At 62.9% G+C, this 14,115-nt stretch carries 8 protein-coding genes; 2 read left to right on the top strand and 6 right to left on the bottom strand.

Annotated elements, in window-relative coordinates; genetic code table 11:
- Both GXY33_03055 and GXY33_03050 read right to left on the bottom strand, forming a co-directional pair.
- On the bottom strand, positions 1-1,926 hold a 1,926-nt coding region (locus GXY33_03055), incomplete at its 3' end, for a potassium transporter KefB (GenBank protein NLX04105.1).
- 150 nt (positions 1,927-2,076) lie between these two features.
- Positions 2,077-2,940: a helix-turn-helix domain-containing protein gene (locus GXY33_03050; GenBank protein ID NLX04104.1), complete on the bottom strand. Its 864-nt coding sequence runs from the start codon at positions 2,938-2,940 to the stop codon at positions 2,077-2,079.
- Positions 2,941-3,042: 102 nt separating this feature from the next.
- Here GXY33_03050 and GXY33_03045 point away from each other — a divergent pair, with 102 nt between their 5' ends.
- Together GXY33_03045 and GXY33_03040 are read left to right on the top strand one after the other, a co-directional pair.
- Positions 3,043-4,077: a hypothetical protein gene (locus GXY33_03045; protein ID NLX04103.1), complete on the top strand. Its 1,035-nt coding sequence runs from the start codon at positions 3,043-3,045 to the stop codon at positions 4,075-4,077.
- Between the two features lie 77 nt (positions 4,078-4,154).
- On the top strand, positions 4,155-5,069 hold the full coding sequence (locus GXY33_03040; protein ID NLX04102.1) for a hypothetical protein: 915 nt from the start codon (positions 4,155-4,157) through the stop codon (positions 5,067-5,069).
- A gap of 8 nt (positions 5,070-5,077) precedes the next feature.
- Here the strand turns inward: GXY33_03040 and GXY33_03035 are convergent, their stop codons facing one another.
- The 4 genes from GXY33_03035 to GXY33_03020 form a co-directional block, all read right to left on the bottom strand.
- Entirely contained in the window at positions 5,078-8,443 is a 3,366-nt protein-coding gene (locus GXY33_03035) for a hypothetical protein (GenBank protein NLX04101.1), read from the bottom strand.
- A gap of 47 nt (positions 8,444-8,490) precedes the next feature.
- On the bottom strand, positions 8,491-11,865 hold the full coding sequence (locus tag GXY33_03030) for a hypothetical protein (GenBank protein ID NLX04100.1): 3,375 nt from the start codon (positions 11,863-11,865) through the stop codon (positions 8,491-8,493).
- Between the two features lie 175 nt (positions 11,866-12,040).
- Positions 12,041-12,760 carry a DUF1559 domain-containing protein gene (locus GXY33_03025; protein ID NLX04099.1) on the bottom strand — a complete coding sequence of 240 codons (720 nt, stop codon included), beginning with the start codon at positions 12,758-12,760 and terminating at the stop codon, positions 12,041-12,043.
- A gap of 18 nt (positions 12,761-12,778) precedes the next feature.
- A complete protein-coding gene (locus GXY33_03020; GenBank protein ID NLX04098.1) occupies positions 12,779-13,831 on the bottom strand; it encodes a LacI family transcriptional regulator in 1,053 nt (350 codons plus the stop codon).
- Between the last annotated feature and the right edge of the window lie 284 nt (positions 13,832-14,115).

The following is a 14,115-nucleotide window of genomic DNA, read 5'->3' as shown; positions in this document are numbered from 1 at the left end:
GTCTTCGGGGAGGATTTGTTCCTGGGCGCCGGGGTTGGCGATGATGCGGTGGTGGCGGCTGATGGCCAGGAGGGTGGTGCCGAAGCGTTTGCGGAGGTCCATTTCGCCGAGGGTGCCGCCGGCCAGTTCGGAGCTGTCGGAGACCCGGAGGGAGACGATTTCGAGGTCGCGGAGGGCGAATCGCACGTCGGCCAGGTCGCGGGTTTCGAGTCGCGGCTTGCGGAACATCTGGTAGCCGTCGGCGCGGATGTCGGCGGTGAGGCGGTCGATCTCGTCTCGCGGCACGAGGTATCGTGAGAGGACGCGGGTGAAGATTTCGACGGAGGTTTCGAATTCTTCGGCGACCACCTCATCGGCTCCGAGTTGGTAGAGCGGCTCAACCTCGATGGCGTATCGCGTACGGACGATGATGTAGACGCGCGGGTTCATCGACCGGGCGATCCGGGTGATCCGCCGGATGGCTTGGGGGTCGTTGATGGCGATGACCATGATCCGGGCTTCAGCCAGGCCGACGCGAAGGAGCATGGCGGCGTGGGTGGCGTCGCCGTAGAGGATGGGTTCGCCGCGGGCGGTTTCCTGTCGGACGGTGGTGGGATTGGATTCGATAATGGCGTACGGGATGCCGGCGGCCTTGGCGGCGTGGGCGAGGTTGCGGCCGTTGAGTCCGAAGCCGACGATGACAAGGTGGTCGGCGTGGGCCTCATGGCCGCCCGCCTGCCGAAGTTGCTGGTCCATCCGTTCGCGGCGCAGGCTTCTGGGCCAGGGCAGATGCAGCAGGCTGTGCGCGATCCGGTTGGCGTGGACGAAGATGAAGGGGTTGGCGACCATCGTCATGACGATCACCGCCAGGAAGAGCTGATAGCTCTGGCCGGGGAACAGGCCGTACTCCAGCCCCTCTTCGGCCAGGACGAACGAGAACTCCCCGATCTGGGCGAGGGCCAGGCCGGCGAGGATGCCGGTCCGGAGGGGGACGCCGAGAGCCATCGCGGCGGCGCCGGCGACCACGAACTTGAGGACCAGCAGACCGCCTGCCGCGACGGTGACGAAGACGATGTGATCGACGAGGAAGCCGACGTTCAAGAGCATGCCGATGGAGATGAAGAAGAAGCTGGTGAACACGTCGCGGAACGGCACGACGTTGGCGAGTGCGTGGTGGCTGTACTCGGATTCGGAGACGATGAGTCCGGCCAGGAAGGCTCCGAGGGCCAGGGACAGCCCGAGGCTGTAGGTCAGCAAGGCCACGGCCAGGCACAGGAGCAGGACGGTCAGGAGAAAAAGCTCGCGGTTGCGGGTTCGGGCCACGTGGTAGAGCACCTTGGGCACCACGTATTTGCCTCCGAGCCAGGCGATGCCCAGGATGGCCAAGCCGGCTGCGACGATCATCAGCGGCGATTTGCCTTCGCCGCCCTGGCCCCCCGCCAGAAGGGGGGTGATCAGGACCATGGGAATGGTCATCAGGTCCTGGAAGATCGAGATTCCCAATCCGATGCGGCCGTGCGGGCTGTCGACTTCGCCCCGTTGCTGAAGGAGCTTGAGCATGATCACGGTGCTGGTGTGCGAGACAAGAAAGCCGGCGAAGATGGCCTGGCCGATCTGCAGGCCGTACAGCTTGGCGATCAGGAACACCGCCAAGACGGTCACGCCGATCTGGATTCCACCCCCCAGCAGGGCGGCCTTTCCGATGGACAGGAGGTGCTTGAACGAGAACTCCAGGCCGATGGTGAACAGCAGGAGGACCACGCCGATCTGCGCCAGCGTCTGCACCTCGTTGACGGCGCGGATGAGTCTCAGACCGTAGGGTCCGGCGAGCATGCCGGTAACGATCAGACCCACGACCAGCGGCACGCGGATCCGGTGGCAAACCAGCAGCACCGCCACCGCCAGGGCGAAGATGATCAGAATATCTTTCAGGATCGGCTGCTCCATGATGGGGATTATCGCCCATGATGTGCGTTGATATCAAAGCTATTTGCGGCTATGGAGTGAAACTCATGTCTTTCTTCTCGTCTCAGATCGCTCTTCTGGAGAAGGGGAGGGCCAGTGGAAGTAGCGGTTCGAGATATCCGCTGCGTTGTGTCACCGCATGCGCTGCCGGTGCTGGCGAGGGCTGAGGCCCATGATTCGCCGAAACTGGCGGGCGAAGTAGTTGCCGTCGGGGAAACCGGTGTCGAGGGCGATCTGGGTGATGTTCAGGTCGCTGCGTCCGAGTTGCTCGGCGGCGCGGGCGACGCGGTATCGGATCAGGTATTCGATGGGCGCGGCGCCGGTGGCGTCCTTGAAGACGCGGATGAGGTGGTTGGGCGACATGTGGGCGAGTTTCGCGAGGTCGGCCAGGGACTGCGGCTGGCGGTAGTGGCGTTCGAGGTGGGCGATGACCTCGCCGACGCGGAGGAGGGCCTGGCCAGAGGGGCTGGCGATGCCGCCGTAGCGTCGGGCGAGGAAGGTCGTGAGGGCCAGGAACTGCGAGAGGATGGCGGCTTCGTACCCGGTTCGTGCCTCGTCGAATTCCTGTTTGATATCGCAGATGCTGCTCGCCACGTGGGGGATATCGTCAGGGTCCAGGCGCAGGCGGCTTTGGAACTCGTGGCGCGGGCGGTATCGCGGCTCGAGGATGAAGAGGGCGTGGTAGCCGGGGATCTTTTTGAGCAGCGGGGCGGTCGGCTCGAGGATGGCCGGATCGTACATGATGTTGACGATGTCCAGATCGCGGGCCCGGCGGAAGGCGTGGCTCCGGCTTCCCTGGAGCAGGAACACGTCGCCCGCGGCGATCGGGTATTCGCGGCCGCCGGTGGCGTGGAGGGCGGCGCCGGCGAGGATGATGACCAGCTCGGAAAAATCGTGGCTGTGGGCGGGATAGCGTTCGACGCTCAACCGTCCGCGGGTGATGTGGAACGGGAAGTCCGACCGCTTGATGAACTGACTCCTGGGAATTCGTCTCATGGTGATATTATGCTAGTTTCAGGTGATATGGTCAAGGATTAACCACGTCAAAGTCGCTATAGTCGATGACGAACACCATACGGATGATGGAGATAAGATGCTATGACCAGCGACCGGATCGAGCGCCGCAAACAGCGATGGCGGGATTTCTACGAGGGCAGGGGGCCGCGGTTCATGTTTTTGATCGACGTGGGCGATCCGATGGCCGACCGGCCGCGGCCGGCGCCGGAGAATCGCGACGGGCAGATCGACTGCGCATTGCGCTACTACGAGCGGCGGTGCGGCCAGCTTGCGTGGCTGGACGACGACATGATTCCGTATCTGGACATGCACACGGGGACCGAGATATTCGCTGAGGCGTTCGGCTGCCGGGTGCACCAGAGCCCCGATAGCACCCCCTTCGCCCTGCCGATGATCCACGACGCCTCGCAGGTCTCCGGTTTGCGGGTTCCGAAGTATTCGTCGAGCCCGCTGGCACGGCAGTTTGAGGTTGCCGACGAGTTGCGCCGCCGCGCCGGCCAAGACGTTCTGATGAGGGTTCCGGACATCCAGAGTCCGATCGACATCGCCGCCCTGATCTGGGACAAGAACGAGTTCTTTCCCGCCATGGTCGAGCATCCCGAGGCGGTCAAGGAGTTGGCGGCGAAGGTGACGTCGCTTTTCTGCGGATTTCTCGACGCCTGGTTCGCCCGCTATGGGCGGGAGTTTCTGGCCCACTATCCTCGCTATTACATGCCTTTGGGCATCACGCTTTCGGAAGACGAGGCCGGAGCGGTCGGCTGCGCGATGTTCAAGGAGTTCTTCTTGCCGGAGTTGGTCGAGCTGTCGAACCGCTACGGACGGATGGGCATCCACTGCTGTGCCCACGCGCGGCACCAGTGGGAGTTGTTCAAGCGTGTGCCGAACCTGGTGTTGATGAACCTTCACCCGTCGCGAGAGATCCTGCAGGAGGCCTGGTCCTGTTTCGCTGAGGTCTGTCCGCAGATGCATCCGGGCTGGTGGCAGGGTCCGCCGGAGGACTGGCCGCGTCAGATACCGGCTGGGGCGCGTGCGGTTTTTGAGGTTACGGTGGAGAATGAAGATCGCGCCCGCGAGGTGGCTGAGCAGCTCAACCACCTGCGGGATACGGTGGCGTAGGTCGGTCCGCTCTTTCACTCCGAGTCGATTGCGGGTATAATGATTGCGGGCAAGGCAATCGAAAGGGAGTGACTCCGGTGAAGTATCTTTCCGTAACGGCGTTGGTATCGGCATGGGTTCTGGCGGCGGTTGCGGCGGAGGGCGGTCCGGTGCGATGCCTTACGCCCGCGGGCGGGTTTTCGCCGGCGTTCTTTCCGGACGGCCAGCGGCTGGTGTTCGTCCGTGAGACGGACGAGGGCGATCAGCACTTGTTGTTGCTCGATCTGGAAAGGGGCAAGGAGGCCCGCGTCGGCGAGATTGACGCCGTCGAGCGGCCGGCGGTTTCGCCGGATGGGCGATGGATCGCGTACGTGGCCGGTCCGGTGTTCGCGCGGCATATCTGGATTGTCGATCCCAATGAACCGGCGCCGAAGCGGGTGACCGACAGAGCGGCAGTGCGATCGGCACCGAGTTGGATCGACGGCGGCAAGCGGCTGGCGTTTGCCGAGGGGAAGGGCGAGAAGCAGCAGGTGGTTTCGATCGATCCGTTCGCTGAGAAGCCGGACCCGCAGGTGTTGGAGAAACTCGGCAAAGGCACGCCGACGTTTTCGCCATGCGGCAAGCTGGCGGCGATGGTCACGACGGATCAGAAGGGTACGCGGCATTTGCGGGTGGTCGATCGCGAGGGCCGGCTGGTGGCGGAGATGCCGCCGGTGGAATCATCGGGCGGGATCAGCGTTCGCGGCTGCTACGATCCGGCGTTTGGGCCCGACGGGCGGTACATGGTGTACGTGCGGTCGGACATTCAGCCGGCGTCTGATCTGCACTGGCACGATCTGGCGAAGGATCGCAGCCTGGGCGCGTTGACGTCGGACCGCTCGGACAACCAGATGCCGGCGGTCAGTCCGGACGGCAAGGGTCTGGCGTTTGTCGCGGCCAAGCAGGGCGCAATTCACAAGATCTACCTGATGGATCTCGATCCGCCTGCGCCGGCCAGTCAACCGGCCAAGTAGCGCTGTGTCTATTCCGGCAGTTTGATTTTCAGGTCGCGGACAGGCTTGTTCTGTTCGTCGAGGAATCGCAGGCAGAACTCCCAGCCGCCGATGTGCTGGAATATCTTGACCAGCAGGATGTTCTCACCTTGTTTGAGTTCGGCTGGGTAGATGTCCTGATCGGCCTCGGCCGCCCGCATCACTTCGTTTTCGCCGACGAGTTTGCCGTTGAGGAACACCTTGTTGCCGTCGTCGCTGCCGACGGCGACCTTGACCTTGCGGGCGACGGGGCTTTCGATGATGCACGCGGCGTAGGCGCAGACCAGCGTGGGCGGCTGGGCGGTGATGCCTCGCGACGGCAGCGCCAGGTTCTGAAACGAGAACATCTGGCCGCCGTGAACGTCTCGCCACGTGAGAACTTCCTGGCCTTCCAGCCATGCTCCGCCCTCGGGGAATTGCGCCGTCACCGTCTGTCCGTAGGCGGGCCTGGCGGTTGCTTCGCCGCCGTGGTCCTTGAGCAGGTCCTGGCGGTGGCCGAGGAACGCGGAGCTTTCGCCCTCCTCAACCAACAGATTAGGAAATGGCCCGCAGATGAGCCAGTGGCCGACGAATCCGTCGTCGCCGACCTCGAAGGGGCCGGGTTGGAACGGCGTTGCCTCCTGCTTTTCATCCACCACCTGGACGGAGATGTCGTCGAAGAGACATTCGCCGGCCTCGTCCATGTAGTAGTTAAAGCAGTAGAAATAGCGTTCGCCTCCGACCGCCCGGTAGTCGTTCTGGACGTACTGCCACGTGTCCGGTTCGGTCGAGCCATCGAGCTTCAGCAGCCAATCCCATTTTCCATCGCGGATGCCGATACAGCCGTAGTTGTTGCCGCTCTTCTTGTAGATCCATCCGCTGATCCTGTAGAGGTGTCCCGGCGTCATTTGGATCAGGCGAACCATCTGGTCCAGGTTGCCGGTCAGACGGGCCGAATACTTGCCGGACTTGACGTTTTGCTTTTCCTGTTGGCCGCTCTGTTGCCAGCCGCAGGCTTGATTGTCGCTCAGCCAGTACTCCATATCGCCGCCGGTCAGGAGTTCATCACGGCTGCGGAGCGTAAAGTCGGTGAACTCCGCCGGTTGGGCCAGTTCCGTTTGGCGCTTGGCGACGTCGATTCCGCCGAAGTCCACCCACACCAGATGACCGTAGCCGGCCTGGCCGGTCAGTTCCGGGCGTTTTTCGATGGTCAGCGGCTTTTCGAACCGTTCACCCTTGTCTTCGACCACGGCTGTATAGTTGCCGGTATCCCACAGCCGCAGCCACGCGGTCCCGTCGGCGTCGGTGGCCACCGCATCCGGTGTCGCCTGACCGTACTCGGGAACGAGGTGAACGTAGGCGCCCTTGACCGGCTGGCCTTCGCGGCCGTAGCAGACGACCACTTCCACCGCCCGATGCGGCCCGAGCTTCGGTTCTTCCCCGCCGATCTTGCCATACGCCTGGGCCACCATGCGATCGGTCACGCAGGGGCGGAAGATCGGGACGGTGGGATCGAACCAGTTGATTCCGTCGCCGTATCCGCCGCGACCTGCGGCGCTGCCCGAGTACGGCGTGGTCACCTCGCTCTTAGTTCCTTCACCGGAGAGACTCGGCCAGCGGACCTTCACCCGGCAGATTCGTTCAGCCACCGGCGGCTTGTCCGGTTTGGTTTCGTCGCGGATCAGGCAGCGGTCGGACCACGGGCCGAGGAAATACTGGCCCGGTTTGGTGTAGCCGACGAAACCGGATGCCTCCAGCGAACAGAGGATGGTCCCGGCTGCACCGACCTCGGCCAGTTTCGCGATGTTCGAGGCCCAGTATTCACCGCGTCGGCGCTGCTCGACAAAACTGCCGGCCGGGTCGCCCAGCATGTCGATCGCCGACGGGAAGTTGTAGACTTCGCCGATCAGTGTGGGCACGCTGTCGTCGAATTCGACGCTCTTCTTCTGTTTCTGCAGATCGGCCTGCAGGTTGCCGTAGGGGTGCGTGTTGAACGTCATGAAGTTTTCGCGGTCGAAGAGGCCCAGGTGGACCCCGGCGAACAGCGACCAGCCGTAGTGGAAATCCACGATTCGCGTCGGGTCCAGGCCCCGCACGTGGCCGGCCAGACGGTTCCAAGGCGGCAGCGTCGTTTCCGGGTCCTCCATGATCTGTTCCAGCCGCACGCTTTCGTTGTCCGGGCACCACATCACGAGACTCGGATGGTTGAAGTGATAGTTCACGTACGTGGTCCAGAGCTTCAGATGCTCCGGGTCGTCCTGGGCCGGCCGGGTCAGGTTGAGCTGCGCCTCGACGAGATGACCCAGTTCGTCGCCGACCTGGTACCAGTAGTGCGACTCGAAGCACTTGCCGTGATGGCCGTGGAGCCGCTGAAAGTTGATATTGGCCGAGCGGAATGTCTGGTACCACGCCGCGACGAAACTCGGGTCTTCGGTGACCGGCCAGGCCCGGCTGATGAGGTCGCCCTTGACGAAGTAGTCTTTGCCGTTGAAGAGGAACTTGGCGCCTTCGGTGCGGAACTCGCGGAAGCCGAAGCGGTCGAAGGTCTGGTCGGCCACCGCATCGCCGTCGATGCGCGTGGACAGGTGGTAAAGATAAGGCCGGCCGTACGGGCCGAATCCCCAGAGCACCGGGTCTTTCCATGGCGCAGCGGTTTCGAGCTCGACGCTCTGGCCCGGCTCGATCTCGGCGCTGACCTGCGGAAGCTCGATGACGGTCGTGCCGTTGTCGCGGACCGCCGGCTTGACGGTGACCGTTCGGGCCACTGCGTCTTCGTTTTTCACGCGGGTCTTGACCGTCAACGTCATGTCCTTGACGCTGGGCAGGGCGTGGCTGTATTCGACGTGAACGGCTGGCACACTGGTCAGGTACACGCTACGGACGATTCCGCCTTCCATGTCGTCATCGCCGGATTTGGCGGTCCAGACCGTCAGGACATTGTCCTCGCCGAACTTTACGTGCGAGGTGATGTCCACGTCGAAGCACAGCCGCATGGCTGGGTATTCGTCAGCCAATTTGCCGTTGACGAAGACTTTGTGGGCCCAGTCGAGGTCGAGAAACAGCAGCTTGATCCGCCGGCCGTCGGACCAGTCTTTCGGCACGAAGAACGTCCGGCGGAACCACGCATGGTTCGCCGCCGCGTCGGCTGAGGACACGCTGAAGTTGACCGGACCGTAGCCGACCCACGAACTGGGCACGCGAAGCTCGCCCCAGCCGTCTGTGGGAATCTCCGTTGCCGACGTGCCCGCTGCGGCGAAGTCCCAGACTCCGTTCAGGCAGATCTTCTGTCGCTGGCCGAGTGGGATGTTGTCGGCCGCCTGAGCTTGGAATGCACAGAGTCCCACGTACGCCAGACCAACGAGAATTCTCGCGATCATGTTTTGCCTTTCTGTTAATGAGGGTCAATCGACCGGCGAAGCCGCGGCTAGCCCGGCAGTTTGATGTTCAGGTCGCGCAACGGCTGATCCTGCTCGTCGAGGAATCGTACGCAGAACACCCAGTCGCCGACGTGCTGGAATATCTTGACCAGCAGGACGTTCTCGCCCTGCTTGAGTTCGGCTGGGTAGATGTCCTGGTCGGCCTCGGCGCCTCGCATGACCTCGTTTTCGCCGACGAGTTTGCCGTTGAGGAACACCTTGTTGCCGTCGTCGCTGCCGATGGCGACCTTGACCTTGTGGGCCCGCGGGCTTTCGATCGTGCACGCGGCGTAGGCGCAGACCAGGTTGGGCGGCCGGACGGTGATGCCTCGCGACGGCAGGGTCAGGTCGGCGAGTTGGATCATGCCGCCGCCGTGGACGTCGCGCCACGTGAGCGTCTCTTCGCCTTCGAGCCACGGCCCGCCGACGGGAAAGACAATCCGGAGCTTCAATCCATATTTCGGCGCGAAGTTCGCCTCGCCGCCGTATTCCTTGAGCAGATCGTTACGATGACCCAGGAATTCGGAGCCGCTGTCTTTTTCGACGAGGAGATTGGGGAACGGTCCGCAGATGAGCCAGTGGCCGATGAACCCGTCGTTGCCGACCTCGAAGGGGCCGGGCTGTAGCGCTGGCCTTTCTCCGTCGGGCAGTCTGCGAACCGAGACGTCATCGAAATAGCAGACCGCATCGTCTCCCATGTAGTAGTTGTAGCAGTAGAAGTAGTATTCGGCTCCGGTCGCGGTGTGTGTGGTTTCGACGTACTCCCACTGGCCCGGCTCCTGACTGCCGTCGAGTTTGACGAGCCAATCCCAGTTGTTGGCTCGAAGGCCAATGCATCCGGAGTTGTCTCCGGCGCCCTTGTATATCCAGCCGGAGATTTTGTATCGGCTGCCGGGGTCCATTTTGATGTGACACACCAGTTGGGCCACGTTGCCGACCAGCTTGGCCGCGTACTTTCCCGACTTGACGATCTTGGTTTCCTGAACGGGACTGTTGTCCCAACCGCCAATCTTGTCGCTGTGCCAGATTTCCATACCGCCGCCGGTCAGGAGTTCCTCGGGTCGGCGAATGGTTTCGCCAATCAACTCCGCCGGCTGGGCCAGTTCCGCCTTGCGCTTGGCGATGTCGATTCCGCCCATGTCGATCCATGTGATGTAGTCGTAGCCTGGTTTGTCGGTGAGCTTTGGTCGGGCGTCCAGGACAAACGATTTCTCGAACATCCGGCCCTCGTGGTTGACGACGGCGCGATAGCGTCCGAGGTCCCAGAGGTGGAACCAGGCGGTCCCGTCGGAGTCAGTGGTGACGGCCGAGGGCGGCGGGGCCTGCCCGTCCTGCGGAAAGAGTTCCACGTACGCGCCTTCGACGGGCTTTCCTTCGACGCCGAAGCAGACGATCACCTGCGGCGCCCGCTGCGGACCCAGCGGCGGTTCCTGGCGGCCGTCGGCCTTTTCGTAGGCGTCCTTAACCATGACGTCGATCAGGTTGGTGCGGAACATCGGCTCGGTCGGATCGAACCAGTTGAAGTTGAATCCGTATCCGCCCGCGCCGCCGGTGGCTCCGCAGTGCGGCATAACCACGTCGATTTTCATTCCTTCGCCGGAGAGACTCGGCCAGCGGGCCTTCACCTTGCACTCGCGGTTGCCGATCACCGGTTTGTCCGGTTTGGTCTCGTCACGGACGAGAATTCGATCCGACCACGGTCCCAGTTGCAGCGTGTCGGGATCGGAGAAGCCGAGGAACCCCACGTCCTCGAGGGCGCAGAGGATGGTTCCTCCGACCCCGGCGCCGGCGAGATCGCCGATGGCCTTATGCAGCATCTGCCCTCGCCGCCTCTGCTCGATGAACGTCCCGACCGGGTCGGCGACCATGTCGATGTTCGCTGGGAACGGGAATACTTCTCCGGCCAGGACGGGCACGCTGTCGTCGAAGGCGTAGTCGCGTTTGGCCCGCTGGACCGCCTGGACGAGGTTCCCGTAGGCGTGGATGTTGAAGGTCATGTAGTTTTCGCGGTCGAAGACGCCCAGGTGGACGCCGGCGAACAGGGCGCATCCGTCGTGGAACTCGACGATCCGCGTTGGATCGAGCCGGCGGATATGGCTGGCCAGGCGGTTCCAGCCGGGCATGACGGTCTCGGCCTGGGCGAGGTCGGTCGAATAGCCGGGCCGGATGCTCTCGTTGTCGCCGCACCACATCACCAGGCTCGGATGATTGAAGTGATAGTTGACGTAGCTGGTCCACAGTGCCAGATGTTCCGGATCGTCGGGCTCGGTTCGCGTCCGGCAGAGCTGGGCCTCGACGAGGTGACCCAATTCGTCGGCGACCTGGTACCAGTAGGGCGAATCGAAGGAATTGGTGTTGGTGCCGTGGAGCCGCTGGAAATTGACGTTCGCGAAACGCATGCCCTGATAGAACGCGGCGACGAACTCGGGATTCTCGGTGACGGGCCAGGCCCGGCTGATCAGGTCGCCCTTGACGAAGTACTCCTTGCCGTTGAAGAGGAACTTGGCGCCATCGGTGCGAAACTCGCGGAAGCCGAAGCGGTCGAAGGTTTCGTCGGCGACGCCTTCACCTTCGAGTTGTGTGCATAGGTGGTAGAGGTAGGGCCGGCCGTAGGGGCCGAATCCCCAGAGCACCGGGTCCTTCCACGGTGAGCTGGTTTCGACCTCAACGCTCTGGCCCGGTTCGATCGTGGCGCTGACTTCCGGAAGTTCCAGGACGGTCTTGGCGTTGTCGCGGACCGCCGGCTTGACGGTGACCGTGCGCGCCACCGTGTCCTCGTTTTTCACCCGTGTTTTGACGGTCAGCGTCATGTCCTTGACGCTGGGCAGGGCGTGGCTGTATTTGACATGGACTGCGGGCGTGGTGACCAGGTACACGCTGCGGACGATTCCGCTCTCGTGGGCGCTTTCGACCCGTTGGGTCCAGAGGGCCAGGTTGTTTTGCTCGCCGAAGCGGACCAGACCGGTGATATCGACGTTCAGGCAGAGCCGCATGGCGTTCGCCTCGTGGGCGAGCGACTCGTTGACGAACACCTTGTGGGCCGCGTCGAGGTCGAGGAACAACAGCTTGACCTTCCGTCCGTCGGACCATTCCTTCGGCACGAAGAAGGACCGGCGAAACCACGCGTGGTCCGAGTCGCCGTCGGGTACGACGAAGAGCTCGGTCCCGTACCAGAACCACGAACTCGGCACGGGCAGTTTGTTCCAGCCGTCGGAGGGAATTTCCGTTGCGCTCGTGCCGGCGGCCTTGAAGTCCCATACGCCGTTGAGGCAGATCTTCTCCCGCTGAGCGCCTGCCGCTCGCGGCTGTGTGGTTGCGCCGAGGACGGAACAGACCGAAAGGGCCACTGCGATTGCGGCGGCGATGGTTCGCATGTGCGACATGATTACCTCCAGGCAGAACAAGGCTGTGAATTCCAGCAGGTGCGGGTCGGCTCGTAATGGGCGCATTTCCGGCGGCGTGGATCAACCGCTTGTGCCGGACCGCCACTCCGATTGTCGCTGAAGCATCGCTTTCATATTCCTGCATCGCAAATCGGCAAGTGGCGATCGTTCGATCCTACGGCCGCCACCAGAGGCTGCCGGAGCCCGCGGGATTCCCATCCTGTGTCGGGTTCCAGTGGAAGTAGTTTACAATCTCGGCCGGGTCGAGGCTCATCGCGCAGCCCTCGGCCATCAGGCAGTTCACGTTATCCAGATGTCTCGCCTCCGTCGGGCCGTAACTCCCATAGGGGGCGTACGGGTAGGGCGGGCCCTGACGGATCGAGACCGCCAGTGCGGAGTTCCCGTTGACCCATGAACGCAGCGCATCGCCCACGTAGATTAGACTTGACCCGTTGCCGAACGAAAGGGCCTCGGCCAGCTTCACCGGTCTGTTGGGACTGATATCGGGGGAGGGATTGTATCCAAAAGTCCAGTAGTTGATCCCGTAGCTTACGTTGGAGGTCCTGAAGCCCACGTCCTTTGCGGAAGGGCAGAAGAATGTACCTCGGTTTGTCAGGTACTTCAGGTTCTCCAGTGTTTCGTGGTAGCCGCCAAACTCCCAGTCCCCGCTAAATCTCGGTTCCGGCTGGGCCATGATCGACCAGCCGCTGTGATCGTCCGCGTAGAGGAACAGCATGACCCCGATCTGCTTGAGGTTGCTCAGGCAGGAGACCTGCCGGCCTTTCTCCCTCGCCACCGAGAGGGCCGGCAGCAGGATCGAGACCAGCACGGCCACGATCGCCACCACGACCAGGAGCTCGATGAGCGTGAACGACTTAACACTTCTCGAATGCATGACTTGTGTGCCCTCAGATCAGCGATCGGAGATCTCTGCACAGGATTTTCTGACGATCAGTTTGCAGGGGTAATCGTTTTTCGACATCTCCGTGGTCAGCGGTTTGTCCTCGATCAGGTGGTCGATCAGCATTTCCGTTGCGGTTTCCGCCATGTCGACCTGATCGCAGGTCATGGCGGTCAGTTCGGGATGGGCATAGCTGCACAGGGTCGTATCGCAGAGGCTGATCAGGCTCACATCCTCGGGGCAGCGTAAACCCTTGGCCCGCAGTTCCTTGAGAAATTCAACGAGTGTTTGGTCGGTCGCAATGATCAGCGTCGGCCGCTGCTCGATCGGCACGGCGAGCCACCATTCCATCATCGGTCGGGCGGCGTGGTAGTCGCAGTGGCCGGTTGGCGATTGGCATGGCAGGATGGTGCAACCAGCGGTCAGTGGGTCGGCGGCTGCGTTGGCGATCATGCCGTCGATGACTTCGGCGTTTCGACGACTGTTGCCGCACGAGACGGCGACCCGCCGATGGCCCAACGAGGCGGCGTAGCGCACGATCTGGTGCCGGCCGGATACGTCGTCGGACGCCACCGTCGGGATCAGCCCCGTGGTCTCGACGTCCTGGCCGACGGCAACGCACGGAATACCGAACTCGCGGAACCGGCTGGCGATGGAGGCCTCGACGTAGCTGGTCCAGACCAGCCCGTCGACGCTCCGCTCGCCCACGTGCTTGGGAAAGACAAAATCATCAACGTCGCTTAGGTTGTAGCGACTGACGTTCAGGCCAAAGCCTCGCCTCCGGCAAACCCGCTCGACGCCCTCCAGGTACGCTGCGAAGTACAGGTTCCGCCAGCCGCCGGCGATGGCATCGGACATGATAAAGCCGATTTGGCCGGTCCGTTTGGTCGCCAGGGCGCGGGCGGCTGCGCTGGGATGGTAGCCCATCTCGCGGGCCGTCTGGAGGATCCGCCGGCGGGTCCGGTCGGAGACCCGGATCGCGCTGGGCTTGTTGTTCAACACCCGCGAGACGGTGGGCACCTTGACCCCGACCGCCTCGGCAATGTCGCTCAATCGAACCGCCACGTCGTGCTCCTGCAAGACAGTAATCGCTAAGCGCTAAGCGTTTACTGTCTTCTTTGTACTCGATAAGGGTTTTTCTGTCAAGACCCTTTGTCCGCGGAACACAACGCTCATGATGGTGTGGGTGGTGCCGGTCCGGGCTTTGATCGCGCAGGTTTTGCCCGCAGGTGTTGCGCCTGCCGGGCAGGATTTGCGCGTTGGTGTGTGATGTGGCAGCGATGCGGTTTTGCCTGTGGGTGTTTTCGTTCTATCGCGTAACGCATTGATATATCTAGGCTTGCGAGAAG

Source organism: Phycisphaerae bacterium, from assembly GCA_012729815.1.
GTDB lineage: Bacteria > Planctomycetota > Phycisphaerae > JAAYCJ01 > JAAYCJ01 > JAAYCJ01.
Note: the sequence above shows the minus strand (reverse complement) of the source record. Positions and strands in the feature narration are given on the sequence as shown.